At 71.5% G+C, this 25,765-nt stretch carries 21 protein-coding genes; 10 read left to right on the top strand and 11 right to left on the bottom strand.

The annotated features are described in order from the left end of the window. Positions 1 to 91: 91 nt before the first annotated feature. Positions 92 to 1,600 (bottom strand): MFS transporter, encoded by a 1,509-nt coding sequence (locus ACZ4N5_RS34365; RefSeq protein ID WP_467760943.1) that lies wholly within the window; start codon positions 1,598 to 1,600, stop codon positions 92 to 94. 84 nt (positions 1,601 to 1,684) lie between these two features. On the opposite strand from ACZ4N5_RS34365, the gene ACZ4N5_RS34360 reads away from it, so the two are divergent. After that, positions 1,685 to 2,098, top strand: coding sequence for a MarR family winged helix-turn-helix transcriptional regulator (locus ACZ4N5_RS34360; RefSeq protein ID WP_467760942.1), 414 nt, complete (start codon positions 1,685 to 1,687; stop codon positions 2,096 to 2,098). 204 nt (positions 2,099 to 2,302) lie between these two features. Here ACZ4N5_RS34360 and ACZ4N5_RS34355 read toward each other — a convergent pair whose 3' ends face one another. The 3 genes from ACZ4N5_RS34355 to ACZ4N5_RS34345 form a co-directional block, all read right to left on the bottom strand. Further along, complete coding sequence (locus ACZ4N5_RS34355; RefSeq protein WP_467760941.1) at positions 2,303 to 3,079, bottom strand: maleylpyruvate isomerase family mycothiol-dependent enzyme; 777 nt, start codon at positions 3,077 to 3,079, stop codon at positions 2,303 to 2,305. Between the two features lie 638 nt (positions 3,080 to 3,717). Continuing rightward, the gene (locus ACZ4N5_RS34350) at positions 3,718 to 4,884 is read right to left on the bottom strand and encodes an MFS transporter (protein ID WP_467760940.1); all 1,167 of its coding nucleotides are present in this window, start codon (positions 4,882 to 4,884) and stop codon (positions 3,718 to 3,720) included. Between the two features lie 643 nt (positions 4,885 to 5,527). Next, a complete protein-coding gene (locus ACZ4N5_RS34345) occupies positions 5,528 to 6,973 on the bottom strand; it encodes a glyceraldehyde-3-phosphate dehydrogenase (RefSeq protein WP_467760939.1) in 1,446 nt (481 codons plus the stop codon). 470 nt (positions 6,974 to 7,443) lie between these two features. On the opposite strand from ACZ4N5_RS34345, the gene ACZ4N5_RS34340 reads away from it, so the two are divergent. Continuing rightward, positions 7,444 to 8,559 carry a GNAT family N-acetyltransferase gene (locus tag ACZ4N5_RS34340; protein ID WP_467760938.1) on the top strand — a complete coding sequence of 372 codons (1,116 nt, stop codon included), beginning with the start codon at positions 7,444 to 7,446 and terminating at the stop codon, positions 8,557 to 8,559. A 278-nt stretch (positions 8,560 to 8,837) separates the two neighbouring features. Here ACZ4N5_RS34340 and ACZ4N5_RS34335 read toward each other — a convergent pair whose 3' ends face one another. Continuing rightward, positions 8,838 to 10,091, bottom strand: coding sequence for an MFS transporter (locus ACZ4N5_RS34335; protein ID WP_467760937.1), 1,254 nt, complete (start codon positions 10,089 to 10,091; stop codon positions 8,838 to 8,840). Positions 10,092 to 10,259: 168 nt separating this feature from the next. Next, positions 10,260 to 11,039, bottom strand: a complete 780-nt coding sequence (locus ACZ4N5_RS34330; protein ID WP_467760936.1) for a DeoR/GlpR family DNA-binding transcription regulator — start codon at positions 11,037 to 11,039, stop codon at positions 10,260 to 10,262. Positions 11,040 to 11,161: 122 nt separating this feature from the next. On the opposite strand from ACZ4N5_RS34330, the gene ACZ4N5_RS34325 reads away from it, so the two are divergent. From ACZ4N5_RS34325 to ACZ4N5_RS34315, 3 genes are all read left to right on the top strand, one after another. Then, entirely contained in the window at positions 11,162 to 12,043 is an 882-nt protein-coding gene (locus tag ACZ4N5_RS34325) for an SIS domain-containing protein (RefSeq protein ID WP_467760935.1), read from the top strand. Between the two features lie 33 nt (positions 12,044 to 12,076). Continuing rightward, positions 12,077 to 12,928 (top strand): class II fructose-bisphosphate aldolase, encoded by an 852-nt coding sequence (locus tag ACZ4N5_RS34320; RefSeq protein WP_467760934.1) that lies wholly within the window; start codon positions 12,077 to 12,079, stop codon positions 12,926 to 12,928. Positions 12,929 to 13,375: 447 nt separating this feature from the next. Then, a complete protein-coding gene (locus ACZ4N5_RS34315; RefSeq protein ID WP_467760933.1) occupies positions 13,376 to 14,608 on the top strand; it encodes an MAB_1171c family putative transporter in 1,233 nt (410 codons plus the stop codon). Positions 14,609 to 14,776: 168 nt separating this feature from the next. Here the strand turns inward: ACZ4N5_RS34315 and ACZ4N5_RS34310 are convergent, their stop codons facing one another. After that, complete coding sequence (locus tag ACZ4N5_RS34310; protein WP_467760932.1) at positions 14,777 to 16,174, bottom strand: FAD-dependent oxidoreductase; 1,398 nt, start codon at positions 16,172 to 16,174, stop codon at positions 14,777 to 14,779. 277 nt (positions 16,175 to 16,451) lie between these two features. Next, positions 16,452 to 17,606, bottom strand: a complete 1,155-nt coding sequence (locus tag ACZ4N5_RS34305; protein WP_467760931.1) for a methyltransferase — start codon at positions 17,604 to 17,606, stop codon at positions 16,452 to 16,454. Between the two features lie 59 nt (positions 17,607 to 17,665). Here ACZ4N5_RS34305 and ACZ4N5_RS34300 point away from each other — a divergent pair, with 59 nt between their 5' ends. Together ACZ4N5_RS34300 and ACZ4N5_RS34295 are read left to right on the top strand one after the other, a co-directional pair. Continuing rightward, complete coding sequence (locus ACZ4N5_RS34300; RefSeq protein WP_467760947.1) at positions 17,666 to 18,343, top strand: alpha-ketoglutarate-dependent dioxygenase AlkB; 678 nt, start codon at positions 17,666 to 17,668, stop codon at positions 18,341 to 18,343. Positions 18,344 to 18,497: 154 nt separating this feature from the next. Next, a complete protein-coding gene (locus ACZ4N5_RS34295) occupies positions 18,498 to 19,736 on the top strand; it encodes an ROK family protein (protein WP_467760930.1) in 1,239 nt (412 codons plus the stop codon). 3 nt (positions 19,737 to 19,739) lie between these two features. Here the strand turns inward: ACZ4N5_RS34295 and ACZ4N5_RS34290 are convergent, their stop codons facing one another. The 3 genes from ACZ4N5_RS34290 to ACZ4N5_RS34280 form a co-directional block, all read right to left on the bottom strand. Then, on the bottom strand, positions 19,740 to 20,663 hold the full coding sequence (locus tag ACZ4N5_RS34290) for a phosphotriesterase family protein (protein ID WP_467760929.1): 924 nt from the start codon (positions 20,661 to 20,663) through the stop codon (positions 19,740 to 19,742). Further along, the gene (locus ACZ4N5_RS34285; RefSeq protein ID WP_467760928.1) at positions 20,657 to 21,241 is read right to left on the bottom strand and encodes a DUF4865 family protein; all 585 of its coding nucleotides are present in this window, start codon (positions 21,239 to 21,241) and stop codon (positions 20,657 to 20,659) included. The genes ACZ4N5_RS34290 and ACZ4N5_RS34285 overlap by 7 nt, the downstream gene beginning before the upstream one ends. A gap of 75 nt (positions 21,242 to 21,316) precedes the next feature. Continuing rightward, positions 21,317 to 21,892 carry a TetR/AcrR family transcriptional regulator gene (locus ACZ4N5_RS34280; RefSeq protein WP_467760927.1) on the bottom strand — a complete coding sequence of 192 codons (576 nt, stop codon included), beginning with the start codon at positions 21,890 to 21,892 and terminating at the stop codon, positions 21,317 to 21,319. 205 nt (positions 21,893 to 22,097) lie between these two features. On the opposite strand from ACZ4N5_RS34280, the gene ACZ4N5_RS34275 reads away from it, so the two are divergent. The 3 genes from ACZ4N5_RS34275 to ACZ4N5_RS34265 are packed head-to-tail and all read left to right on the top strand — an operon-like array spanning position 22,098 to position 25,716. After that, on the top strand, positions 22,098 to 22,403 hold the full coding sequence (locus ACZ4N5_RS34275; protein ID WP_467760926.1) for an SHOCT domain-containing protein: 306 nt from the start codon (positions 22,098 to 22,100) through the stop codon (positions 22,401 to 22,403). Then, positions 22,400 to 23,158: an ABC transporter ATP-binding protein gene (locus ACZ4N5_RS34270; RefSeq protein WP_467760925.1), complete on the top strand. Its 759-nt coding sequence runs from the start codon at positions 22,400 to 22,402 to the stop codon at positions 23,156 to 23,158. The genes ACZ4N5_RS34275 and ACZ4N5_RS34270 overlap by 4 nt, the downstream gene beginning before the upstream one ends. Continuing rightward, positions 23,155 to 25,716, top strand: a complete 2,562-nt coding sequence (locus ACZ4N5_RS34265) for an ABC transporter permease (protein WP_467760924.1) — start codon at positions 23,155 to 23,157, stop codon at positions 25,714 to 25,716. The genes ACZ4N5_RS34270 and ACZ4N5_RS34265 overlap by 4 nt, the downstream gene beginning before the upstream one ends. Positions 25,717 to 25,765: the final 49 nt, after the last annotated feature.

Raw genomic sequence — 25,765 nt, 5'->3', positions numbered from 1 at the left:
GAGCTGCAGACACTCCTCGCCCTCTGGACCGGCGCCTGCCCCACCTGCCACCGCGACATACCAACATCCATATCAACCTGACCAGGCACTACTAGTCGCGGACGGCGACCCGCTCCGACTCCGCCCCCTCCCGGGCGGACTTGGCGGACTGGCCGGCCTCGCCGGACCGGGCGACGACGACGGACTCCCGCGGACGCCGTGTCCGCAGTCCGGGCAGCGTGATCAGCAGACCCGCGAGGGCGATGCCGGTCACCACCATCAGGCCGGGCCGGTAACTGTCGAGGACGGCCTGGGGAGAGGAGCCCTCCGGGGAGTTCGCGGTGACGACGGCCGTCACGACTGCGAGGAAGATCGCGCCGCCGACCTGCACGGAGGTGTTGAGCAGGCCCGAGACCATGCCCTGCTCGTGGTCGTCGACGCCGTTGGTCGCCTGGATGTTGAGGGACGGGAAGACCAGGGCGCACGCGGCGCCGATCAGCAGCATGGTCGGCAGGATGACCGACGCGTAGACCGGGTCGAGGTCGACGCGCAGGAAGAGCGCGTACCCGACGACCATCAGGGCGAAGCCCGTCGCGATGAGCCGGGGTGTGCCGAACCGGTCGACGACGGCCCCCACCTTCGTGGAGGACAGCGCCACCAGCGCGCCGGCCGGCAGGAAGGCGAGCGCGGTGTGCAGGGCCGACCAGCCCAGCAGCGACTGCATGTACAGCGTCACCAGGAACTGGAATCCGACGTACGAGCCGAAGAACGCCATCGCGCCGAGCTGGGCCCGGATCTGGCTGCCGGAACGCAGGACGCCGAGCCGGATCAGAGGGCTCGGGCTGCGTCGCTCGATGCCGACGAAGACGGTGAGCAGTACGGCGACGGCGAGGAAGGACAGCAGGGTCCGGGCCGATCCCCAGCCGGCCTGGGGTGCCTGGACGACGGTGAAGACGAGCAGCAGCATGGAGGCGGTACCGATGATCGCGCCCGGGATGTCGTAACCACGGTGGTCCTTCTCGCGTTCGCTGCGCGGGATGAGCTTCCATCCCACGAGCAGCGCGACGACGGCGATGGGCGCGGGCAGCAGCATGGTCAGCCGCCAGCTCGCCTCGGTGAGCAGACCGGACAGGACCAGGCCCATGGAGAAGCCGGTGGCCGCGCAGGTGGTGTAGATCGAGAGCGCGCGGTTGCGCAGCGGGCCCTCGGCGAACGTCGTGGTGATGATCGACAGGCCCGCGGGTGCGGTGAACGCGGCGCTCAGACCCTTGATGAAACGGCTGGCGATCAGCAGGGGGCCCGAGTCGACGAGTCCGCCGAGCAGCGAGGCGAGCGCGAACACCCCGAGAGCCACCAGGAAGACCTGGCGGCGGCCCAGCAGGTCGGCGGTGCGTCCGCCGAGGAGCAGCAGCCCGCCGTATCCCAGGATGTAGCCGCTGACGATCCATTGGAGCGTCGAGGTGGACAGGTCGAGTTCGGAGCCGATGGACGGCAGCGCGACGCCGACCATCGACACGTCCAGCGCGTCCAGGAACATCGCGGCGCAGAGCACCAGCAGGGTGCCCCACAGCCGGGGGGTCCAGCGTCCCTGGGGCACGGGGTGGGTGAGCGGAGAGGTCATGCGTCGACAGTACATGCACATGCATTCAATGCAAGTGCATTTAATTCCGATGCAACAAAGTTGATTTTTTGCTACGGTGCGCGCATGGCGGCGGACAATGCCGAGCGAGGGCTCGTGGACCAGTGGCGCGACATCCTGGCGGTGCATGCCCGCACCGTCTGCGAGCTCGACCGTGAGCTCCATCGACACGGCCTGGGCGCCAGTGACTTCGAGGTTCTCGACGTGCTGGCGGTGGGCACCGCCGCGGACGGCGGCACCTCCTTCCGCGTCCAGGAGATCTCCGAGCGGGTCCATCTCAGTCAGAGCGCCCTGTCCCGGCTGATCGGGCGTCTGGAGAACGACGGCCTCGTGACGCGCGGGATGTGTGCCGAGGACCGGCGGGGTGTGCGCGTGTGCATCACGCCGAAGGGGCGCGAACTGCACGGCGAGGTACTGCCGTTGCAGCGCGCGGTCCTCAGCCGGATGCTGGCGGGCGGCCCGGCGGCCTCCTGCGAGTGACCGGGCCGTTTGTTTCGCACTGTCGACCTTGCTGATCGTTCTGATCCGGCTCGGTGCGATCGGCGCGATCGGTGCGATCAGCATGTTCGGCGTGCTTGGTGTGTTCGGCGTACTCGGCTTGGGCGTCGGGCCACGGACGCCCGTTCCTGGCGCAACGGACGTCCGCCGCCCGTCTCCGGGCGGCCCGGATTCCGGATGCGTGCGTCAGCTCCAGGTGATGCCGGACTTCTCCCGCCACAGGGTGGCGAGCGAGGTGTCGCCCGACACGCTCGGGAACGGCACGCGGTTCCACAGCGCGAGGTAGAGCTGCGCGGCCGTTCCCGCCAGTTCGCAGTCCACGTCCACGTTCACGTCCGTTTCCTCGTTCGTGTCCGCAGCCGCGTGCTCGCCGCGTTGGCTCTGCGGCGGCTCGGAGGAGAGTCGCACGGTCCACACGGCGTCCGGGCGGTCGGTCGCGCGCACCCGCAGCACGCGGGGTTCCTCGGTGCGCACCCGGCTCTTCTCGCGCGCGTGGAATCCGCGCAGCAACTCGTCGATCCCGTCGACCGCGAAGTCCTGCGGGACGGCGGTCGGCTCCCCGCCGAGCGCCGACTCGGCGTCGACCCGGTGCACGGTGGTCTCGTGAGCCTGCCGGCGCGCCCAGAAGGCGAGCGGCGAGGGCGCCGACAGGAAGCTCCAGCACCGTACGTCCGGCGAGGCGCCGGCCAGCGTGTCCACCAGCAGCCGGTGTCCCTCACGGAACCAGGTCAGCAGTTCGTCGCCGTCCAGATCCGGCAGCCCACCGTCGGGGTGGTACGAGGTGTGTCCCTCGGCGACGAACGCGGTGGCCCAGCGGTGGACCATGCCCGTGTGCCGCACCAGATCCCTGACCTGCCAGCCGGCGCAGGTCGCGACTTTGGCGTCGACGCCCGCCTCCTCGGCTGCGGCGACCAGCGACCGGCCCTCCCGGTCCAGGGTTTCCACGAACTCCCGAATCTCCATGCCGAGAGTGTGCCCGACGCGGGGTGATATCGGGCAGCGCGGGGTGGAACTGCGGGAGAGGGGAGCCGACTTCGACGGACTCGGGGGCGCGCATGGCCATCTGCCGGCGTCCATGTGCCGGCGTCCATGTGCCGGCGTCCATGTGCCGGCGTCCATGCGCCCCTGCGTGCGCCGTACGCAAGCTCACCCGCCCCTGAATCGTTCCCGCAGGCCCGCGTGGAGTCCCTGGGTGCACGGGAGCTGGCCCGGTCTTGTTGTCCTCGCACGCCTGCGTGCAAGCCTCGGACGTGGACTCGCACAGAGTCGGCACCTCAGCGCTGCGTGCTCCTTGCCCGGTGCCTCCGCGCCCCTCGACGGGGACCCCGGCCCCCTGCGGCGGGATCCCCGCGCCCCCTCGCCTGGGAGTGCCCGCGTTGCCCGCCGGGTGTCCCGCGCCCTCGCCCGGTGTCCGCGTTCTCTTGGCCCGGGGTGCCCGGCGTCCTCGCCCGGTGTCCGCGTTCTCCTCGCCCGGGGGTGCCAGCGTCCTGGCCTGGTATCCGCGCGCCCCTTGCCCAGGGTGCCGGCGTCCTCGCCCCGGTGTCCCAGGGCTCCTCGCCCAAGGTGCCCGCGTTGTCTGCGCGGGGTGCTCCGCGCTCCTCTCACCCCACGGCGGCGCGGCGTGTCGCGAAGCCGATCAGTGCGGCCACGGCCGCCAGCGCCGCCACGCTCGTCAGGGCCGTCGGCAAGGAGTACCAGTCGGCCATGAACCCGATCGCGGGCGGCCCGAGCAGCATGCCCCCGTACCCGAGGGTGGAGGCGACGGCGACCCCGCTCGCTCCGGCGAGCGCGCCGGCCCGTTCGACCGCGACGGGGAAGATGTTGGCGAGGCCGAGCCCGGTGACGGCGAATCCGAGCAGCGCCACCCACACGGAGGGCGCGAGTGAACCGAGCAGCATGCCGAGCGCGGCCGTCGTGCCGCCCGCGACCAACGTGCGGGTGCGGCCCAGCCGTTCGAGCAGTGCCGTCCCGCTCAGGCGGCCGATCGTCATGGCGAGGGCGAAACACGAGTACCCGGCGGCGGCGATCCCCGGGTGCGCGTCCAGGTCCTGCTCCAGATGGAGCGCGCCCCAGTCCGCGAGTGCGCCTTCGCCGTACGCCGTGCACAGGGAGATCAGCCCGAAGACGACCACCAGGCCGCGGACGCGGATGTCGACACGCGGTTGCCCCGAGGGGTCGTCACCCCGTGGGCGATCCGGTGGCGGCGGGACGTTCTGGCGGAGCAGTGCGCGTCCCGCGACTCCGGTCACGAGCAGCCCGATGACGGCGATCCCGAGCAGGTGGCGTGTCGGTGACAGCTGCCCGGCGACCAGTCCACCGAGCCCCGCTCCGAGCATGCCGCCCAGGCTGAACGCCGCGTGGAAGCTGGGCATCACCGGGCGTCGGAGCGCGGCCACGAGATCGACGGCCGCGCTGTTCATGGCGACGTTGATACCGCCGTAGGCAGCGCCGAAGATCAGCAGGACGAGACCGAGGACCGGCACCGAATGGGCGAGCGGCGGCAGGACGATGCTCAGGGAGAGCAACACCCCGCAGACCACGGTCACCGGGTGACTGCCGAACCGTCGGCAGAGCCGTCCCGTCAGCATCATGGTGATCACGGCGCCGGCGGAGACGCCGAGGAGGGCGAGTCCGAGGGTGCCGGCGGAGGCCCCGGTCTGGTGCTTGATCGCGGGGATACGGACGACCCAGCCGGCGAAGACGAAGCCGTCGAGGGCGAAGAAGGCGGTGAGGGTGATGCGGAGTCGGGTGAGGGATCGGTCCGGCACAACGCTGTGCGGAACTGTTTTGTTTATTAGCGGCACAAACTCACGTTAGACGGCTGCCACGCTCGGAGCAAGGGAAGCGGTGGGCCGGCAGGTGAGCGGAGAGGCCCCACGAATGCCCGGGTGCGGGCCGGGCAAGGCTCCACGATTGTGCAGGTCTGGGCCGGGCGAGGTCCCAACGAACGCGCTGGTCCGGGCAGGGCGGAGCCCCTGAATCAAACCGGCGTGGGCTGGGCGCGGAGACCCCTGAGTGAACCGGTGTGGGCGGACGAGACCCGTGCACGAAAGCGTCGACGGGCGAGGGCCGGGAACGTACCAGTGTGGGCAGGACGAGACCTCACGCGGGAACCGGTGTCGGCCGGGCGAGGGCTCGCGAGCGATCCGGTGTGGCCGGGCGAGGGCCCGCGAGCGATCCGATGTGGCGGGCGAGGGTCCGCGAGTGGACCGATGTGGCGGGCGAGGCCGCACGGGGAACCGGTGTGTGCCGGGACGGGGCCTCACGGTCGACCGGCGGGCGCGCCGGGGTGAGGCCCCAATGAACGAAACGGCGACCGGGACCCCGATGGGACGGGATTCCCTGTCGCCCCGCGGCTCAGCGGTTCGCCGTCCTGCCTGCCAGGACGGCGAACCGTGCGTCGCTCCTCGTTCAGACCGCCGGAGCCGGGAAGGTCGGGTACTCCACCCCGGAGACGTGCTGGACGACACGGATGACCTGGCAGGAGTAGCCGAATTCGTTGTCGTACCAGAGGTAGAGGATCGCGTTGTCGTCGTCGACCTTGGTGGCGCCGGCGTCGACGATCGAGGCGTGGCGCGAGCCGATGAAGTCGCTGGACACCGCGTCCGGGGCGCTGATGAAGTCGATCTGGCGCTTGAGCGGCGAGGTCAGCGAGACGTTGCGGAGGTAGTCGAGGACCTCCTCGCGGGTGGTCGAGCGGCCCAGGCGCAGGCTGAGGATCGCGATCGAGACGTCCGGCACCGGGACGCGGATCGAACTGCCGGTGATCGGCGCCTTGAGGTCGGGCAGCGCCTTGGCGACCGCGGAGGCGGCACCCGTCTCGGTGATGACCATGTTCAGTGGCGCGGAGCGGCCCCGGCGGTCGGAGCTGTGGTAATTGTCCAGCAGGTTCTGGTCGTTGGTGAACGAGTGGACGGTCTCCACGTGGCCGCGCAGAACGCCGTACTCCTCCGCCATCGCCTTCAGCGGCGGAACGATCGCGTTGGTGGTGCAGGACGCGCAGGACAGGATCTGCTCGTCCGGCTTGATCATGTCGTGGTTGACGCCGTGCACGATGTTGGGGACGTCGCCCTTGCCCGGAGCCGTCAGGACGACCTTGTCGATGCCGGGGCGCAGGTGGTTCGAGAGGCCCTCGCGATCGCGCCACTTGCCGGTGTTGTCGACGAGGATGGCGTCCTTGATGCCGTACGTCGTGTAGTCGACCTCGGACGGGTCGTTGGCGTAGATCACCTTGATCTCGTTGCCGTTGGCGATGATCGTGCTGTTCGCCTCGTCGACGGTGATCGTGCCCTGGAACTGGCCGTGGATGGAGTCGCGGCGCAGCAGCGAGGCACGCTTGACGATGTCCTGGTCGCCGCCCTGGCGGACGACGATGGCACGCAGCCGCAGGCCGTTGCCGGAGCCGGTCTTCTCGATGAGCAGGCGGGCGATGAGGCGGCCGATGCGACCGAAGCCGTAGAGGACGACGTCGCGTCCTTCGCGGCGCTCGATCTTGTTCTCGCCCGTGGCGCCGGCGACGGCCAGGGCGGTGAACTCCTCGACCGACAGACCGCGGTCGTCGGTCCGGTACGTCGCGGCGAGCATGCCGAGGTCGATCTGGGACGGGCCGAGGTCGAGCGTGGTGAGCGCTCGCAGGAACGGCAGGGTGTCGGTGACCGAGAGCTCCTCGCCGGCGATCTGCCGGGCGAAGCGGTGGGTCTTGAGGATGCTTACCACTGACTTGTTCACCAGGGAGCGGCTGTGCAGGAGGATCGTGACGTCCTGCTCCCGGTGCAGCCTCCCGATGATCGGGATCATCGACTCCGCGATCTCTTCGCGGGTCTTCCAGTTGGTGAACGCGTCGTCGTTGACAGTCACAGAATCATCTTTCGAGCTAGGTGGCGCTCATATGCTAACCGGCCGTCCTTTTGAACGTTCATGCGGTGTCCACTCACAGGGAAGACGGCGTCCGCCGAGGCGCCCGCGGGCATCGGAGTCCGGCCCCCGCGGGGCTCGCCCCATGGCTGACAGGTGTCGTTCGCCAGTACGACAAAGCCTTCGTCTCCCGTTCCGGACTCTTTCGTTGCTGTAGGCACCCTTGACAGCGTGCGTACTGTTTCGCGACGTTTGAGCCCCGCCCATTGGTTCGGATCTCGGTCCTCGACCGGGAGACGAGTCCTTGGGCGGCACGGATCGGCAAAAATCAGAAAAGTGGCAGGACGCGGACAGCGCGTCATGGGGGGAGCTGTCGCCCATGCGATCCATCAGCAAGGATCCACACGCCCTACTGGCCTGTGCTGTGACCAGTACATCCCTCGCAGCGCTCGCGGAAGGGCGGTTGATCTGAGGTGGAGATCACGATCCACAGGCTCGACGGCCTCGGCGTCCCGTTGCGCGAGGCCTGGCACGAGGCGATGGACGCATCGCCCGAATACGCCAATCCGTTCCTGGCGCCGGAGTTCGCGACGGGGGTCGCCAGGTTTCGCGGCGGAGCGCAGGTCGCGGTGTTGCGCGAGGACGGTGAGCCCGTCGGTTTCCTGCCGTACGAGCGCAACCTCCTCGGCGTCGGCAGAGCCATCGGCCTCGGACTCTCCGACTGCCAGGCCCTCGTACACAGACCCGGGGTCACCTGGGACGCACAGGAGGTGCTGCGCGCCTGCGGGCTGTCCATCTTCGAGTTCGATCATCTCGTCGAGGAGCAGAAGCCGTTCGGCAGATACGTTACTGGGACCTTCGCCTCCCCGGTCGTGGACCTGAAACCGGGGGACAGCGGCTACCCGGAGTGGCTGCGGAGCGCCTACCCGGGCCAGGCGAAGACGACCCTGAAGAAGGAACGGCGCCTCGGGCGTGACGTGGGCGAGGTGCGGTTCGTCTTCGACGAGCGCGACCCTCGGATGCTGCGCACGCTCATGCAGTGGAAGTCCGCCCAGTACCGGCGGACGGGACGCATGGACCGGTTCGCGCGGCCCTGGATCGTGGGTCTGGTGGACCACCTGTTCGGCGTCCGCGAGGAGCACTTCACCGGCGTGCTGTCCGTGCTCTACGCCGGGGACCGGCCGGTCGCCGCCCACTTCGGACCGCGGTCGCGCACGGTGCTCGCGGCCTGGTTCACCGCGTACGACCCGGAGTTCCACCGGTACTCGCCCGGTCTGATGATGCACCTGCGGACCGCCGAGGCGGCCGGCCGCAACGGTGTGAGTCTGCTGGATCTGGGGCGCGGCGACAAGGAGTACAAGGACTGGCTCAAGACCCGTGAACTGCGCGTGGCCGAAGGGTTCGCGGCCCGTCCCCATCCGGTGGCGGCGGCGCACCGGCTGTGGCGCAGGCCCGTGCGCGGTCTGCGGAACACGGTCCTCGCCCATCCCACGCTCCGCGATCCGGCCGACCGGCTCCTCAAGACCGTGGGCACACTGCGCGCGTCGGGCCGCGCCGAATCCGGCGGCGCGGAACCGCGCGCACGCTGACGGGTCGCCCGTCGGCACCCGAGGGAGCCTCCTGGGTCGAGCCGTTCGCTTAGACCGAGCGGTTCGGGCGAGGAGGCCCTTGGCCATGCCCCGCGCCGACCCGTGCGGCTGCGCGGCACGGGGTGCCGCCTGTTGGGCCTCGTGCCTCGTCGCTCGGGCGCGGGCCGCTTCCGGTGAGTTCACCGGAAATGAGGCCCCGGCGACGGCTCACCCGGGACTGCATGGGCGCGCGCGAGACCCGGGTGGGACGGGTGCGGGACGCGGGCGGGGCGGCGTGGCTACGGCGTGGGGCGGAGCTCGGCCGGCTCGCGGTCGGGCCGCGGCGCCCGGTCGTTCCGGGGGAGTAGAAGGGGAGTCGTCAGGATGAGCAGGCCGGCGGCGGCGACGGCCGTGCGCGGGCCGGTGGCGGCGGCCAGCAGGCCCCACAGGGCGGTGAGGGCCGCGATCGTCGCGTTGCTGGTGACCGACCACGCGGACAGGGTGCGGGCGGTCCGGTCCGTGGCGGTCCGTTCGAGCCGGTAGGTCGCGAACACCGGGTTGAACACGCCCATGCAGACGAGCAGGCAGAACTGCACGCCCATGACGAGCGCGAGCCCGGCGACGCCGGGACGGACGAGGGCGAGACCGAGCGGCCAGCACGCCCGCAGGGTGCCCGCGACGCGCATGACCCGGTGCTGCCCGAACCGTGCGACGAGCGGGCGGGCCAGACGTGACCCGATCAGGCCTCCGACACAGGGCACGCCGAACGCGAGACCGTACTGCCAGGGCGAGAAGCCGAGCCGGCCGAGCATGAGGGTGGCGAGCAGGGGCGAGGCCGCCAGGATCAGGCCGTTGACCAGGACGGTGTTGAAGAACAACGGGCGCAGGGCCGGGCTGGTCAGGATGTACCGCCAGCCTTCGAGCAGGTCGCGGGCGCGGAGCCGGGCCCGGGTGTCGGGGCGCTCGGGCGGTTGCTCCTTCCCGCCGATGGCGCGGATTCCCAGGGCCGAGAGCAGGAAGCTCACAGCGTCGGCGAACACGGTGATCACCGGGCCGAACAGGCCGATCGCCGCGCCGCCGAGCGGTGGGCCGAGCACGGTGGCGGTCCAAGTGGTGGACTCGAACCGCGCGTTCGCGACGAGGAGATCCTCCGGCCGTACGAGCTCCTTCAGACAGGAACCGCCGGCCGCCTTGAAGGTGATGTCGGCCGCCGCGACGATCACGGACACGACCAGGAGCTGGGCGAAACCCAGCCGGCCGAGCGCGAACGAGGCGGGCACGCTCAGCAGCGCCGCGAACCGGACCAGGTCCATCGTCACCATCACGGGCCGTTTGCGACGGAACTCCATCCACGGCCCGAGGGGAACGGCGACGGCCGCCCCCACCGCCAGCCCCGCGGCGGCCAGCGCCGACACCTCGGTCGGACCGGCGTGCAGCACGAGAATCGCGATCAGGGGAAACGCGTCGAACGCGAGCCAGGTGCCCAGCGTGCTGACCGCGTAGGCCGTCCACAGCCACCCGAACCGTCGCCCGAGCGACCGCCTGACCCACATTCCGGCCTGCCTCCCAGCTCTTCGCCCGATCGCCCTCACGTCGACCGGAGCATCTAAGCGAGCGGACCCCGGCGGGTCAAACCGGTCGGCGCCTTGGGCGGCTCGTCCGTCACGAGAGGCGTCACATGCGTACGGCGATGACCTCGGAGTCGGGCGACGGGATCGACGTCATACGGCCATGACCTCGATCCCCGCCTCCTCGAAGCGCCCGATCGTCTCGGGCCCCGCAGCCGCGTCCGTGACGAGGGTGCCCACCGACTCGGCCGCGCAGATACGGGCGAACGCGCGCTGCCCCAGTTTGCTGGAGTCGGCCGCGACGATCACGCGCTCGGCCCGCTCGCACAGGAGGCGGTTGATCGCGGCCTCCGCCTCGTCGTGGGCGGCGGCGCCGTGCGTGGCGTCGAAGGCGACCACACCGAGCACCGCGACATCGAGGGTGATCTGCCCGAGCACGCCGTCCGCGAGCGGCCCGATGAGCTCGTACGACTGCGGCCGGGCGACCCCGCCGGTCACCACGATCTTGAACTGGGGGCGCACGGCGAGTTCGTTCGCGATGTTCAGCGCGTTCGTGACGACCGTCAGCGCGGGGGAGCCCGACGCCAGGTCCGGACGTACGGCGAGCGCGCGGGCGACCTCGGTCGTCGTGGTGCCGCCCGTCAGGCCCACCGCCTCGCCGGGGGAGATGAGGTCGGCCACCGCCTTCGCGATGCGCTGCTTCTCTGACGCGTGGCGGGCCGTCTTGTAGCGCAGGGGCAGTTCGTAGGAGACGCCGTGCACGACCGCGCCGCCCCGGGTGCGCACGAGCATCTGCTGCTCGGCGAGCTGGTCGAAGTCGCGCCGGATCGTGGCCGCCGAGACCTCCAGCCGCGTCGCGGCCTCCTCGACATCCAGGCGGCCCCGCTCCACGAGCAGTTCCAGCAGCGCCTTCCACCGGGCGTCGCGCGACATCCGCACCCTCCGTTCCTCGATCCTCCGCGACCTTAACGCACCTCCCCTCCGCTCAAATGCTTGATTGTGCTCGAAAGCTCGCTATATCTTGCAGGAACGAGCACCAGTGGGAGGGGTACGGCATGACCCATGTCGAGGACGAACTGAGCAGCCAGCCCGAGTGCTGGATCCGCGCCGCCGAGCAGGCGGCCGTGCACGAAGCCGCGCTGCCCGCGGCGGGGGAACGGGTCGCGATCGTGGGATGCGGCACCTCGTTCTTCATGGCGCAGGCCGCGGCGGTGCTGCGCGAACAGTCCGGGCTGGGTGAGACGGACGCCTTCGCCGCCTCGGAGTTCCCCGCGGGCCGCTCGTACGATCGCGTGATCGCCCTGACGCGCTCCGGGACGACCACCGAAGTGCTCGGACTTCTCCGACGGCTGCGCGGGCACACCCGTACGACCGCCGTCACCGCCGATCCGCACACGCCCGTGATGGAGTCCGCGGACGACGTCGTGGTGCTCGACTTCGCCGACGAGCGGTCCGTCGTGCAGACCCGGTTCGCGACCACCGCGCTCACCCTGCTGCGGGCCCACCTCGGTCTGCACAGCGACGCCGTCGTCGCCGACGCGCGCACCGCGCTCGGCACACCATTGCCCGAAGGACTTGTCGGCTGCTCGCAGTTCACCTTCCTGGGCCGCGGATGGACCGTCGGCCTCGCCAACGAGGCCGCGCTCAAGATGCGGGAGGCGTCCCTCTCCTGGACCGAGGCCTACCCGGCGATGGAGTACCGGCACGGTCCCATCAGCATCACCACCCACGGCACCGCCACGTGGATGCTCGGCGAGGCACCCGAGGGTCTGGCCGAACAGGTCCGGGGGACCGGCGGGTTGTGGGTGGACGGCGGCCTCGACCCGCTCGCCGAACTCGTCCGCGCCCAGCGGCTCGCGGTCGCCGTCGCCGCGGCACGCGGCCTGGACCCCGACCAGCCGCGTCACCTCACCCGCTCGGTGATCCTCAGCCACTGAGTCGGCTCGACCATCCACGGAGAAGGAGGAGTTGTGCCCCTCGCAGCAACTGGTGAGCTGGTCGCCAGGGCCGCCGCGACGCGGACCGCCGTCGCCGCGTTCAACGTCATCACACTGGAGCACATCGAGGCCGTGATCGCGGGCGCGGAGTCCGCCGGCGCGCCCGTCGTGCTCCAAGTCAGCGAGAACGTGGTCAAGTTCCGCTACGGCCGACTGCTCCCGTTGGCCCGCGCCGCGACCGCCGCCGCCGAACGGGCCTCGGTGCCCGTCGCGTTGCACCTCGACCATGTACAGAGCGACGACCTGCTGCGGCAGGCGCCCGGTGCCGGGTTCGGCTCCGTCATGTACGACGCGTCGCGTCTGCCGTACGAGGAGAACCTCACCGCGACCCGGGCCGCCGCCGACTGGGCGCACGCCCAAGGCTTGTGGATCGAGGCCGAGTTGGGCGAGATCGGCGGCAAGAACGGTGAGCCGCCGCGGGACGCGCACGCGCCCGGTGCCCGTACCGACCCCAGGGAGGCCCGCGCCTTCGTGGCCGACTCCGGTGTGGACGCGCTGGCCGTGGCGATCGGCAGCTCGCACGCGATGACCACCCGGACCGCCTCCCTCGACCACGAGCTGCTCAAACGCCTGGCCGCCTCCCTCGGCGTCCCCCTCGTCCTGCACGGCTCCTCCGGGGTGCCCGACGGCGAGCTCCGGGCGGCCGTCGAAGGCGGCATCGCCAAGGTCAACGTCGGCACCGCGCTGAACATCGCGATGACCGGCGCCATACGGGAGTTCCTCGCGGCCAGCCCCGACGCCGTGGACTCACGGAAGTACCTCAGTGTGGGACGGGAGGCGATGGTACGGACGGTGGCGGGACTCATCGGCGTTCTGCGGGGGTGACGCCGGCCAGATGCCTGTACAGCCTGATATGCGGCCCAAAGCGACCGCTTCGCCGGTGCCGGGCCCGGTCGAAGCCTCTCCTGGCGCATGCGCTTTTGCACCGACGACAGTTCGAGTGGGTGACAAGGTGGCTAGGGTGAACAAGTATGAGAAGGCCGAAAGGGCACGGCAGGCTCGCGGGTGAACCATCGCCCCGGAGGCCACTCGGGCAAGCGTCCGTATGCCCCATGAACACGGGGAGCAGGGGTTTGCGGTGTTTTCGGGGGACAGCCGGCGCTGGACCGGGCGCAGGACGGAGAAGGCCTTGAGCGGTCAACTTCTGGCTGGTATTCGCATGTTGGTGCGCGACGGGGACGCGCGCACCCCGGCGAACCGTGCGATGTCCGCCACCGGTCCGCGCCCCGGCGCGCATCAAGAGGTCGGCCTGCGCATGCCTTTGGGCCCGATGTGAACGGACTGATCTACTACCTGGCCGCGGCTGTCCTCTGGATGGGACTCGCCGCGCAGCTGCCCGACCTGCGCCGCCACTGGAGAGACCCGCTCAAGCGGTCGTTCTGTGCCGTGATCCTGTTGTCCGGACTCTGCTTCGTGCTCGGCGCGCCGCCCACCGTCGCCCTCGTCAACAGCCTCACGGACATACCGAATGTGGCGGCGCCGCTGACGTACGGCGCGGTGACCGCCTTCGGAGCGGCTTCTCTCATTCTCATCGTGCACTGGCGGGGCAGCGACCCCGTCCAGGTGCGGCGCACGTCCCGGGCCTGGCTGTTCAGCTACCTGGGAGTGATCGCCGCCGAGGGCGTCCTGTTCTCGCTGGGCAACGCTCCGGTCGAGCGCCGGGCCGACTTCGACACCTACTACGCCTCGACGCCGTTCATCCGAGAGATGATCGTGCTGTACCTGATGGCGCACATGGTGGCCGCGGTGACGACGACCCTGTTGTGCTGGCGCTGGATACGGAAGGTCAAGCGCTGGACCCGCGGCTCGCTGGCCCTGCTCGTGCTGGGCTGGCTGTTCACCAGCGCCTACAGCGTCGTCAAGTCCATCGCGCTGACCGCTCACTGGCTCGGGCACCACTGGGACGGTCTCAGCACCAGCGTCGCACCGCTGGTGGCCGTCGGTTCCTGTCTGGCCTCGGCCGGCTACATCCTTCCCCTCGTCGGTCCGCGCATCGACTCCGCCGTCACGTTCGTACGCCTGCGTCCCCTGTTCCGGCTGCTGACGGGGCCGACCAGCCGTCGCCGCTGCGTCGCGGCGCTGTCGTGGCGGACGATCGGTGACGTCGAACTGCGGCTCACCACGCGGGAAACGGCCATCCGCGACGGCCTCAAGCGGCTGGCCGGACAGCTCGACGACCAGGTGCGGCGCCGCGCCTATCGGGACGCGCTGGCCGCCGGGTCCTGTGCGGCCGAGGCCGAGGTGATCGGGATGGCCGCGATGGTCGCCGTAGCCGCTCTCGCCGAGACGCCGAGCCCCGTCGCGGAGACCGGCACGATCGGCATCTCGGTCGGTGACGTCGATGTGGTGGTCTCGGTCAGCGCGCGCGTGCGACGGTCCGCCGCCGCATCGCGGTCCTTGGACACGGGCCAGCCGTCCTTGCTGAGCCTGTCCAAGGCGGTGCGCACACCCATCGTCGACGCCGCGATCCAGTCGCGGCGAACCGCGGTACGACAGCTGTCCTGACCGCACCCGGCGCAGCCCGGGCCGCGGCTGTCCTGCCCGCCGGTCGGGCAGACGCCTCACAGCGCGAACCGCCCGCCCGCCGGTCGGGCAGACGCCTCACAGCGCGAACCGTCGGACGAACGCTCGGGCGTGGACCGTCGGGGCCCACGCCCGTACCGCGGACACCGGTCACACGGCGAGCGGGCCCACGGAGTCGAGGAAGGCACTCTCCTCGGGGGTCAGCGGCGGCCCGGTCAGGGGCCCCATGACGGGCCCCTTCAAGGTGGCGAGGAGCAGCTTGGGGTGCACGAGACCGCTCGCGTCGGCCTGGAGCATGATGACCTTGCACATCGCGGCGGACACGGCGTACGAGGTGGTGGCCACGCGTGCCATCCGGCCCATGTAGCGGCTGAGAAGCCGGTCCACGAGCGTCGGAGCCTTGCCGACGACCTCCGGGAACCACTGGTCCTGGGAGGTGCTCATCGTGTAGGCGGCGGAGACGGATCGGGCGGCCGCGCGCTGGACATCGCGGGCGAAGCCCGGAGCGGTGACGTCGGCCTGCTGCAATCGCCGGCTCAGGGCCCGGGCACCGAGGGCCGCGACGGACATGCCCTGGCCGTAGACGGGGTTGTAGGTGGCGACGGCGTCACCGAGCACCACCAGGCCCTCGGGCATGGCCGCCCTCTCGAACTCGCGGCGCCTGTTGCGGGTGCTGCGGCTGAGGAACACCTCGCTGAGCGGCTCGGCGCCGGAGATGAGCTGTCCGACGAGCGGGTGGCGCAGGCCGAGGGCGAAGTCGGTGAACTCCTCGGGATCGGCGGTGGGTTCGCCGCCGCGGGTGCCCGCGACGCTGACCAGCCAGCGACCGTCCTCGATCGGCACCAGATTCGCGGAACACCCCGGCCGGGAGGCGCCGGGGTCCGCCTCGACCTGTGTCAGCGGGAAGTCCTCCGCACCCTTCGGTACGCGGAAGATCCGGCTGGCGTAGACGAGACCCGAGTCGACCTCGTCGGTCGGTATGTCCGTCACGCCGAGCGTTTCGAGCCAGTGCTCGACGCGTGATCCCCGTCCGCTCGCGTCGACGACGAGGTCGGCGCTCAGGTCCTCCTCGGCGCCGTCGGCGAGGACGCGTACACCGGTGACGCGCTCGGCGGTTCCCAGCAGCGACAGCGCCTCGGCACGGCGGACCGTGACCCGGGTGGTCCCGAGGACGGCGTCGCGCAGAATCGAGTCGAGCAGGTCGCGGCTGCAGCAGGTGAGCAGCAGGTCGTCAGCCACGGTGGGCCAGCGCCGGTACCAGCCCTGCGCGCCGAAGCCCAGCACGCCGGTTATGGACTGCTCGTGAGCTCCCGACGCGAGCAGACGCTGACGTACGTCGGCTTCGGGAAGCAGCTCCTGGATGGCGTCGCGTCCGCTGGGCAGCAGGATGTGGGCGTGCCGTGCCTGCGGGATTCGTTTGCGCGGGTGCGGACCGTCGGGCAGTTCGTCGCGCTCCAGCACGATCACGTCGTCCACGGACCGGGACAGGGCCGCGGCGGCGAGCATGCCGGCCACGCTCCCACCGATGACGACAGCACGGCGCGACATGATTCCCCCAGTTGTCATGAGTGAGCGACTTCACTCTACGGTCGTACACGTAGGTGTACAGGGGAGATCAAAAAGTGTGCCGATTCTGCCTGTTGGCGACGAGCCGGGTGCCCCTCGCCGCCGGTCCGCCGCGTGATCCGGTCCTGCGAACCGGTCCGCGAGCCGTTCCGACGAAGAGGCCGGCCGACCCGGTCGGGAACGCGCCCACCAGCCGCTCCGTGCCTCGGCCCGCCCCGCCCCCACGGACGCCCCGCGTGCTGCGCGGGGCGTGCGGGGGCTACTGCTCGGCGTCCTTCTTCACGGCCCGCAGGATCACGAACTTGGCGTCGCCCGCGACCAGTTCACTGTTGCCGAAGAGCCGTCGCAGCTTCAGGTGGTAGCCCAGGTGGCGATTGCCGATCACCCACAGCTCGCCGCCCGGCCGCAGCGCTCGCCGGGCGTCCGAGAACATCCGCCAGGCGGTCGTGTCCGTCATCGCCTGGTGCGAGTGGAACGGGGGATTGTTCAGGACGAGGTCGACGCTCCCGGAAGGGACGCCCTCCAGCCCGTCGGCGACACGGAATTCGGCGCTCCCGTCGGCGTTCGCCCGGTAGGTCGCCTCCGCCGAGGCCACCGCCTGGTACGACTCGTCGGCGAACAGGACCTCGGCGTCGGGATTGGCCAGCGCGATCGCCGTACCGACCACGCCGTTGCCGCAGCCCAGGTCCACGACCCGCTCGGCGCCCCGGCTCCGCGGCAGATGCTTGAGGAAGAAGCGGGTGCCGACGTCGAGGCGGTCGGCGCAGAAGACGCCCGCGTGGTTGACGACCGTGCGGCCGGAGACCGGGCCGATGTCGTCGGGCAGCCGGTAGCTGTACGGCCAGGGGTTCGCCTTCCGGGCGATGCCCTGGAGCGGGGTGCAGAAGATCAGCCGGGCCTTCTTCTCCGCCAGCGAGGTGCGGGTCGGACCGAGGATCCGCTCGAAGAGGTGCAGCGTCGAGGTGTGGATCTCCTTGACCATCCCGGTGCCGATGACGACCGTTCCCTCGTGCACGCCGGGCGCCAGCCGGTGCAGCTGGTCCTCCAGCAGGGCGAGGCTCTTCGGTACCCGCACGAGCAGTACGTCGATCCGCTCGGGAGGGGGCTCCTGGGTCGTGAGAAGCCGGACCGCGGACTCCTCGGCACCGGCCCGCGCCAGATTCGCGCGGGTCGCCTCCTGCGCCAGCAGGGAGTCGGTGATCTGCGTCGGCCGCCGCGCCGACAGCGCCGTCGTGAGCGCACCCCACCGGTCGCCGACGATCACGACCGAACCCGTCAGCTGGGTGCCGCTCTCCGCGAGGTGCCCCAGCAGATAGGTGTCGGCGGCGTCCCAGGCACGGAGTCGATCGCGAGGGTCCTCGGGGAATCGGGCGAGCTCGTAATCGCCCCAGGGTGTCGTCATCCGGTCGTTCATCGTGGGTCCAGGCTATGCGACCCGGGGCGCCTGACGTGCGCGAGGATGGGGGCATGTCGATGGACGCGGAGCTGTTCCCGCGCGGCCGGACGGAGATCGCGCCCGGCGCCGTGCACCTCCCGGACTGGCTGGACGCAGAACACCAGCGGCAGCTCCTTGAGGCCTGCCGCGGCTGGGCACGCCCGCCGGCGGGACTGCGCACCGTCCGCACCCCCGGCGGCGGCACGATGACCTCCCGGCAGGTATGTCTGGGCTGGCACTGGTACCCGTACGGCTACGCGCGGACGGTGGTCGACGGTGACGGTTCGCCGGTGAAACCCTTCCCCGACCGGCTCGGCGACCTGGCCCGCGAGGCGGTCACGGACACCCTGGGCGCCGACGCCCCCGACACGGATCCGCCTGCCGCGTACGACATCGCGCTGATCAACTTCTATGATGCCGAGGCCCGTATGGGCATGCACCGCGACAGCGACGAATCGTCCGACGCCCCGGTCGTGTCGCTGAGCCTGGGCGACACCTGCGTCTTCAGGTTCGGCAACACGGAGTCCCGGGCACGGCCGTACACCGACGTCGAACTCCGCAGCGGCGACCTCTTCGTCTTCGGCGGCCCGTCACGGCTCGCGTATCACGGCGTACCGAGGGTGTACCCGGGCACGGCGCCCCCCGAGTTGGGACTGACCGGGCGGCTGAACGTCACGCTCCGGGTCAGCGGCTTCCCGCCGGGGCCCGCGCGGTAGCGGCGGACCGTCTCATGGCCGATGCCGAGGCGCGGCCTCCCGGACCGGTGGCCGGCAGGCGATCCGAACGGCGGCCCCGCGCCGCGGTGTCCCCTCCCGCGGCCGCCGCGACCGGACGGGCCCCGCGGGAGCGGATCATGGGAGACTCGCCCTCATGAACGGCAATGCGGGCCCCCGGACGGCGGGGGATGGCAGCACGCGGACACGGCTCGACCGGGGGCGCGGGGCACTCGGACCGGCGCTGGAACTCGTGCACACCGGGCGCGCGCCGACGCGGGCCGTGCTCACCGCCGAGCTGGGTGTCACCCGGGCCACCGCGGGCGCCGTGGCCGCGGAGCTGGAGGCGCTGGGGCTGATCCGCGTCGACGCGCGGCCCGGTTCCGCCGCCGGTTCGCAGGGGCGGCCCTCGCACCGGCTGGAGGTCGCCGAGGACGGGCCCGTGGCGCTGGCCGCGCAGGTGCACGCCGACGGTTTCCGCGCCGCGCTGGTCGGCCTCGGCGGCCGGATCGTCGCGACCGCGCCCGGCTGCGAGATCGTCGACGCCGATCCGGCGAAGGTGCTCGGCTCGGTCGTCGACGCCGGCGCCGAACTGCTCCGCGAGACCGGGCGACGCTGTGTGGGCGCCGGGCTCGCCGTACCGTCCGCCGTGGCCGAACCCGAGGGGCTCGCCCTCAACCCACTGCACCTGGCCTGGCCCGCGGGCGCCCCCGTCCGGCAGATCTTCGCCGAGCGGGTGCGCGCGGCCGGTATCGAGGGTCCGGCGTTCGCCGCCAACGACGTCAACCTCGCCGCCCTGGCCGAGCACCGGCACGGGGCGGGCCGCGGCGCCCGCGACCTGCTCTGCGTGGCCACCGGACACCGTGGTGTCGGCGGTGCACTGGTGCTCGACGGGCGCCTGCACATGGGCAGTTCGGGGCTCGCCCTCGAAGTCGGCCATCTCACCGTCAATCCCGAGGGCCGCCCCTGCCACTGCGGCAGCCGCGGCTGTCTCGACGTCGAGGCCGACCCGCTCGCCTTCCTCACGGCGGCCGGCCGCGCCCCCGGCCCCGAGGTGTCGCTGCTCCAGCAGTCCAACGAGCTGATCCGCGACGAGTACGCCGATCCGTCCGTCCGAACGGCCATCGAGGCATTGATCGACCGTCTCGGCCTCGGCCTCGCGGGCCTCGTCAACATCCTCAATCCGGACCGCATCATCCTCGGGGGACTGCACCGCGCCCTGCTGGACGCCGACCCGGACCGGCTGCGCGCCGTCGTCGCCGACCGCAGCCTGTGGGGGCAGAGCGGCGGGGTACCGATCCTCGCCTGCACCCTCGACCACAACAGCCTCGTCGGGGCGGCCGAGTTGGCGTGGCAGCCGGTGCTGGACGATCCGCTGAAGGCGCTGCCCGTCTGACGCTCAGGGGCGCCAGGCGACGGCGAGGGCCCGCCCGGCGTTCTCGGTGAGGATCCGGTCCACCAGGTCCTTGCCCAGGGCGAGTTCGAGCCTCGGGCGGACCCGGCGCAGCAGATACGGCATCCCCGGGCCACCGTTGACCGAGCGCGCCGCCGCGGTCGTCGTGTCACCGCCGAGCAGCAGCCGGTGGCCGAAACCGGCGTCGGCGAGGGCGCGTACGGCGTCGGGCATGCGCCAGTCCGTCGCGTGGTTGGCGCGGGAGGGGCCGTCGAAGGCGAGGTAGGCGCCCGACGCGGCGGCCTCGCGCTGCACCACGAGGTCCGGGGAACGATTGAGGTGCCCCAGGATCACCCGGTGCGGCGGCACGCCCGACTCGCCGCACAGCAGGTCGAGTACGTCCAGTGCCCCGGTGCCCAGCTCCAGGTGCACGGCGATCGGTGCACCGGTGGTGTGGTGGGCCTTTGCCGCGGCGGTCATCGTCCAGCGGGCGTGCGCATCCAGGGCGTGGAAGCCGCCCGCGACCTTGATCAGCCCGGCCCGGATCCCGGTCGTCCCGATGCCCGTCGTGAGCTCGGCGACGAGGACGTCGGCCAGCGTTGAGCGCAGCTCGCTCAGCAACTCCGGTGTGTAGTGCGCCGCTTGGTGCAGTCCGGTCGCCGCGACGACGTGGACCCCGGCGTCGCGGGAGATCAGCGGCAGATCCGCGGCCCGCCTGCCCAGACCGTACGGCGTCCACTGGACCACGCTCCCGCCGCCCTGTTCGCGGAACGCGGCCAGCTCGGCCCGCGCGGCTGACGCGTCGCGCAGTTCCTGGCCCGGGAGCACGGGGCTGCCGAAGAACAGATGGTCGTGCGCGTCGCACACTCCGAGGTGTTCGGGGAGCACGTCGCCCAGGACCGTACGGACCGTGGCGACCTGGCTCACCACTGCCGGCCCCGCGGCAGCCGGCCACGCTCGGGCTCGGACACGTGCAGCACCTGGAAGACCTCGCCCGACGCCTTGGGGGAGTCGTGGTCCCAGAGCGAGAAATGCACGACCTCCCAGTGCCGGGGATCGACGGCGGCACCCGCGCAGACCGCCCCGTCCAGCGCGGCCAGCCGCCCGGCCTCGCGCACCGCCTCCTCCATCGCCTCGGACAGCTCCACGCCCTCGGCGACTGCCTGGCGCCTGCGGACCGCGACCCTGGCCGGGGATCCCGCGGCGCCGCCCTCCTCGTACGCGAGACCGGTCCAGTGCTGCACCACGGGGCGCCCGAAGTCGTTCACCAGGCCTTGGAACGCCCCGCCCCAGAGAAAGGAGTTCATGCCCTCGGCGGTGTGCCAGAGGTAGAACGGCGCGTACTGGTTGACCGGGGCACCGTCCACCCCGCGCTCGCGCATCAGATACGCCTTGATCCCGAGACCGTTCCACGCGTCGAGCCGGTGGCCGATGCGGGCGACCCGGTCCCGGATGACGGTCATGTCGTAGTCGGCGGGAAACGTGAGCTCGTACTGCATGGCGTGCATGCGAAGGTCCTTCCTGGAGTTCGCGGTTCGCGGGGAAGCCGGACGCCGGTCCGGTGGGCCTCGGCTCGGGCGGGGTCAGCGGGCGGGTGCCAGCAGGGCGAGCAGCCCCCGGACTCCCGTGTCGAACGCGGCCGGTGAACCGGAGGCGCGCGCCAGGACATAGCCGCCCTGGACGGTCGCGAGGATCGTCGCGGCGATCTCCTCGCCGTCCAGCGCGGCCGCGAACTGCCCCTGTTCCTTGCCCTCTTCGACGATGCCGGCCAGCCGCCCGCGCAGCCATTCCAGCGTTTCGTCGACCGGCGCGCGCAGTTCGTCGCTCGCGATCACGTCGGGGTCCATCGTGAGCCGCCCGATCGGGCACCCGCGCAGCACGTCGCGCTCGCGTCGCAGATAGGCCTCGATCCGCTCGTACGGCGATCCGGGCGAACCGAGGACGCCCGCGGCGGTGGCCCGCATCTCCTCGGCGGTGCGGCGGATCGCGGCGAGCGCCAGGTCGGGCTTGCCCCGGAAGTGGTGGTACATGCTGCCCTGCCCCGCGCCCGCGTGCTCCAGGATCGCCTTGGGGCTGGTACCCACGTAGCCGCGCTCCCACAGCAGCTCGCGCGTGGACTCGATCAGTCGGTCCGGAGTGCTCATGAATCGACTGTACATACTAGTAGGTACAGAGGTCGAGGTGCCTCCGCCGGCTGCGGGGAGCCGCCGCGCGAAGCAGCCCGGGGCGCCCTGCGTACTCCCCCTGAGGTACGCGTACGGCCGCTGGCCGTACGACGACTCGGACCCCCTGCCGGGGCGAGTCTCGAAGCATCACCAAGAGATCCCGCGGAGACGCGCGACTCCACCGAGGAGATGACTCGAGATGCAGACCCTGGCGAACTGGGACGGCGGCCCCGGCCCGTGGATCCTGTTCTTCCCGCTGATCTGGGCGGCCGTCGTGATCGGCGTCGTGACCGTGCTGCGCCGCACCGCCTGGCGCGGACGCCGCGGCCCGTGGGGCGCGGCGGGCGGATTCGGCCCCGGCGGTTCCCTGCCGGCCGGCGACTCGCCGATCGCCGTGCTCGGCCGCCGTTTCGCCTCCGGAGAGATCGACGAGGACGAGTACTGGCGCCGCCTCTCCGTCCTCGACGAGCAGTTCGGTCGTACGGGCAAGGGCGGTGCGGCATGACGGCCACGACCGCTCGCAGCGACGCGGCCCGCGTGACGGACGCCGTGAAGGTGTACGGCAGCGGCGACACCGCCGTGCGGGCCCTGGACGGGGTGAGCGTCGGCTTCCCGGCCGGCCGCTTCACCGCGATCATGGGGCCCTCCGGCTCCGGCAAGTCCACGCTCATGCACTGCGCGGCCGGCCTGGACACCCTCACCTCGGGCGCCGCGTACATCGGCGACACCGAACTCGGCACGCTCGACGACCGCCGCCTGACCCTGCTGCGCCGCGACCGGATCGGCTTCGTGTTCCAGGCGTTCAACCTGATTCCGACGCTCACCGTCGCCGAGAACATCGCCCTGCCCATGGACCTCGCCGGAACCAAGGGCTCCCGCGAATGGACCGACGCCCTCGTCGACGTCGTCGGTCTGCGCGACCGGCTCCACCACCGGCCCAGCGAGCTGTCCGGCGGACAGCAGCAACGCGTCGCCGTGGCAAGGGCGTTCGCCGGACAGCCCGACGTCGTCTTCGCCGACGAACCCACCGGCAACCTCGACTCCCGCTCCGGCGAGGAGGTCCTGAACCTGCTCGGCCGGGCGGTGCGCCAGATGGACCGTACGGTCGTCATGGTCACGCACGACCCGGTCGCCGCCGCGCACGCCGACGAGGTGGTCTTCCTCGCCGACGGACGCCTCGTGGACCGGATGGAGAACCCGACGGCCGACAAGGTCCTCGACCGCATGAAGGCCTTCGACAGCAAGGGGGCACCGGTATGAACGCCGCACTGCGCCTCAGCGTCTCGTCGCTGCGCAGCCACAAACGCCGCTTCGCGGGGACGTTCTTCGCGGTGCTGCTCGGCGTCGCCTTCCTGGCCGGCACCCTCGTCATGGGCGACACGCTGCGCGCCGGATTCGACACGATGTTCGGCAACGCGACCAAGGGCACCGACGCCGTCGTCCGCAGCACCGACACCATCACCACCCCGGGGGAGAGCCAGGGCGTACGCCGCCCCGTCGCCACCGATCTGGTGAGGGCGATCGAGCGGACCCCCGGTGTCGCGGCCGCGGCGCCCGACGTCCAGGGCGCCGGCCAGCTCATCGGCTCCGACGGAAAGCCCATCGGCGGACAGGGCCCGCCCACCCTCGCGGGCAACTGGATCGACGACCCCAAGCTCAACGCGTACCAACTCGCCCAAGGCCGCGCCCCGTCGAAGTCCGGCGAGGTCGTCGTCAACAGAGGTACCGCCAAAAAGGGCCATCTGAAGATCGGCGACACGACGGTCCTGCGCACGCCCGATCCCGTCCGGGTGACGATCGTTGGCCTCGCGACCTTCGGCGGCGAGGACGGCATGGCCCAGGTGACGTTCACCGGGATGACGCAGGCGGACGCCGAGAAGTACCTGACCGCCAAGCCCGGCGAGGCCGCGAGCATCCGCGTGCGCGCGGGCCCGGGAATCGGTCAGAGCGAGCTCGTCTCCGACCTGACTCCCGTACTCCCCAAGGGAGTCGAGGCCATCACCGGACAGGAGTCGGCGCAGGAGAACACCGACATGGTCTCCAGCCAGTTCCTTACCATCTTCACCACGCTGTTGCTCGTCTTCTCCGGCATCGCGCTCCTCGTGGCGACCTTCTCCATCCACAACACCTTCGCCATCGTCGTCGCCCAACGCACCCGTGAGAACGCGCTGTTGCGCGCCCTGGGCGCCTCGCGCCGGCAGGTCACCGTGTCGACGCTGGCCGAGGCGAGCGTCGTCGCCGTGACCGCCTCGGCCGTGGGGCTCGTCGGCGGCATCGGCATCGCGGCCGGACTCCAGGCGCTGTTCCCGGCCATCGGATTCCCGTTCCCCGAGGGCGCCTTGGTGATCAGCGCTCTGTCCATGCTGCTGCCGCTCGGCGTCGGCATCGTGGTCTGTCTCGGCTCCGCCCTGCTGCCCGCCGCACGGGCGGGACGCACCGCGCCGCTCGCCGCGCTGCGGGAGACGGCGGTCGACGAGTCGGGCGCCTCGCGCGGACGAGCGGTGGTCGGCGGGGGACTGGCCGCCGTGGCGGTGGCCGTCACCCTGACCGGTGTCCTGCTGACTCCGTCGCTGTGGCTCGCCGGACTCGGCGCCGTGCTGGCCCTCGCCGCCTTCGTGGTCCTCGGTCCGGTCGCTTCCACGACCGCCGTACGAGTCCTCGGGGCGCCGCTCGGCAAGCTGCGCGGGGTCACCGGCGGACTCGCCCGGCGCAACGCGCTGCGCAGCCCCAAGCGGACCGCCGCCACCGCGGGCGCCCTCATGATCGGCGTCGCCGTCGTCTCGCTGTTCACGGTCTTCGGCGCCTCGCTCAAGGCCACCATGGACCAGACGGTCTCCCGCTCCTTCGCGGGTGACGTCGCCGTCAGCACCCCGTCGTTCGGCGCGGGCGGCAGCGGACTCAGCCCGAAACTGGCCCCGGCCATCGCAGGTCAGCCGACGGTCGAGTACGCCGTCGGGCTGGGCAAGGGCGTTGCCGAAGTCAACGGCAAGGGACGCGCGTTGACGGTCACCGACCCGGTCACGCTCGGCAAGGTCTTCGACCTCGGCGACGTACAGGGCTCGCTGAGCGGCCTCGGCACCGACGGTATCGCCATCACGCGCAAGGAGGCCGCCAAACAGCACCTGGCGACCGGCGACACGGCCCGGATGGCCTTCACCGACGGGCAGAAGGTGAACTTCACCGTCCGAGCCGTCTACGGTCAGTCGGAACTCGCGGGCGACTACGTCATCACGCGCGCCGCCTGGGCCCCGCACCGCACCCAGGACACCGACACGCTCGTCGCCGTCTCCTTCAAGGACGGAGTGAGCACGGCGGAGGGCAAAGCCGCGGTGAAGCAGGTCGCCGAGCGGTACGGCAATCCCGAGGTGCAGACCCGGGACGAGTACGCGCAGTCCTCGGCGGGCGGCATCGACATGATGCTGACCCTGGTCTACGCCCTGCTCGCCCTCGCGGTGCTCATCGCCCTGCTCGGTATCGCCAACACCCTCACGCTCGCGATCCACGAGCGCACGCGGGAACTCGGTCTGCTGCGGGCCGTCGGACAGACCCGGGCGCAGCTGCGTGCCATGGTCCGCTGGGAGTCGGTCCTGGTCGCCGCCTTCGGCACGGCGGGCGGACTCGCCCTCGGGGCCTTCCTCGGCTGGGTGCTCGTCGAGGCTTCCGACGGAGCGTCGGACAGCGCCTTCGCCTTCGCGATCCCACCGCTGCGGCTCGTGGTGGTGGCGCTGGTGGGTCTTGCTGCCGGAGCCCTCGCGGGACTGCGTCCGGCACGGCGGGCGGCACGCCTGGATGTACTGCGGGCCATCGCCACGGAGTGAGCCCCCCGGTGCCGCACGACGCCCGCGAACGAGCGGCGTACGAGGGGGA

Source organism: Streptomyces sp. NPDC026500, assembly GCF_055567635.1.
The sequence above is the reverse complement of the archived record's forward strand: the minus strand, read 5'-3'. Positions and strand labels throughout refer to the sequence as shown.

What these genes read in the sequence shown, in the direction of transcription:
- ACZ4N5_RS34300 (WP_467760947.1), top strand. Translation starts at nt 17,666, where the DNA reads ATGGACGCGGAGCTGTTCCCGCGCGGCCGGACGGAGATCGCGCCCGGC.
- ACZ4N5_RS34360 (WP_467760942.1), top strand. Translation starts at nt 1,685, where the DNA reads ATGGCGGCGGACAATGCCGAGCGAGGGCTCGTGGACCAGTGGCGCGAC.
- ACZ4N5_RS34305 (WP_467760931.1), bottom strand. Translation starts at nt 17,606, where the DNA reads ATGAACGACCGGATGACGACACCCTGGGGCGATTACGAGCTCGCCCGA.
- ACZ4N5_RS34280 (WP_467760927.1), bottom strand. Translation starts at nt 21,892, where the DNA reads ATGTACAGTCGATTCATGAGCACTCCGGACCGACTGATCGAGTCCACG.
- ACZ4N5_RS34330 (WP_467760936.1), bottom strand. Translation starts at nt 11,039, where the DNA reads ATGTCGCGCGACGCCCGGTGGAAGGCGCTGCTGGAACTGCTCGTGGAG.
- ACZ4N5_RS34365 (WP_467760943.1), bottom strand. Translation starts at nt 1,600, where the DNA reads ATGACCTCTCCGCTCACCCACCCCGTGCCCCAGGGACGCTGGACCCCC.
- ACZ4N5_RS34285 (WP_467760928.1), bottom strand. Translation starts at nt 21,241, where the DNA reads ATGCACGCCATGCAGTACGAGCTCACGTTTCCCGCCGACTACGACATG.
- ACZ4N5_RS34335 (WP_467760937.1), bottom strand. Translation starts at nt 10,091, where the DNA reads ATGTGGGTCAGGCGGTCGCTCGGGCGACGGTTCGGGTGGCTGTGGACG.
- ACZ4N5_RS34265 (WP_467760924.1), top strand. Translation starts at nt 23,155, where the DNA reads ATGAACGCCGCACTGCGCCTCAGCGTCTCGTCGCTGCGCAGCCACAAA.
- ACZ4N5_RS34325 (WP_467760935.1), top strand. Translation starts at nt 11,162, where the DNA reads ATGACCCATGTCGAGGACGAACTGAGCAGCCAGCCCGAGTGCTGGATC.
- ACZ4N5_RS34295 (WP_467760930.1), top strand. Translation starts at nt 18,498, where the DNA reads ATGAACGGCAATGCGGGCCCCCGGACGGCGGGGGATGGCAGCACGCGG.
- ACZ4N5_RS34310 (WP_467760932.1), bottom strand. Translation starts at nt 16,174, where the DNA reads ATGTCGCGCCGTGCTGTCGTCATCGGTGGGAGCGTGGCCGGCATGCTC.
- ACZ4N5_RS34270 (WP_467760925.1), top strand. Translation starts at nt 22,400, where the DNA reads ATGACGGCCACGACCGCTCGCAGCGACGCGGCCCGCGTGACGGACGCC.
- ACZ4N5_RS34275 (WP_467760926.1), top strand. Translation starts at nt 22,098, where the DNA reads ATGCAGACCCTGGCGAACTGGGACGGCGGCCCCGGCCCGTGGATCCTG.
- ACZ4N5_RS34355 (WP_467760941.1), bottom strand. Translation starts at nt 3,079, where the DNA reads ATGGAGATTCGGGAGTTCGTGGAAACCCTGGACCGGGAGGGCCGGTCG.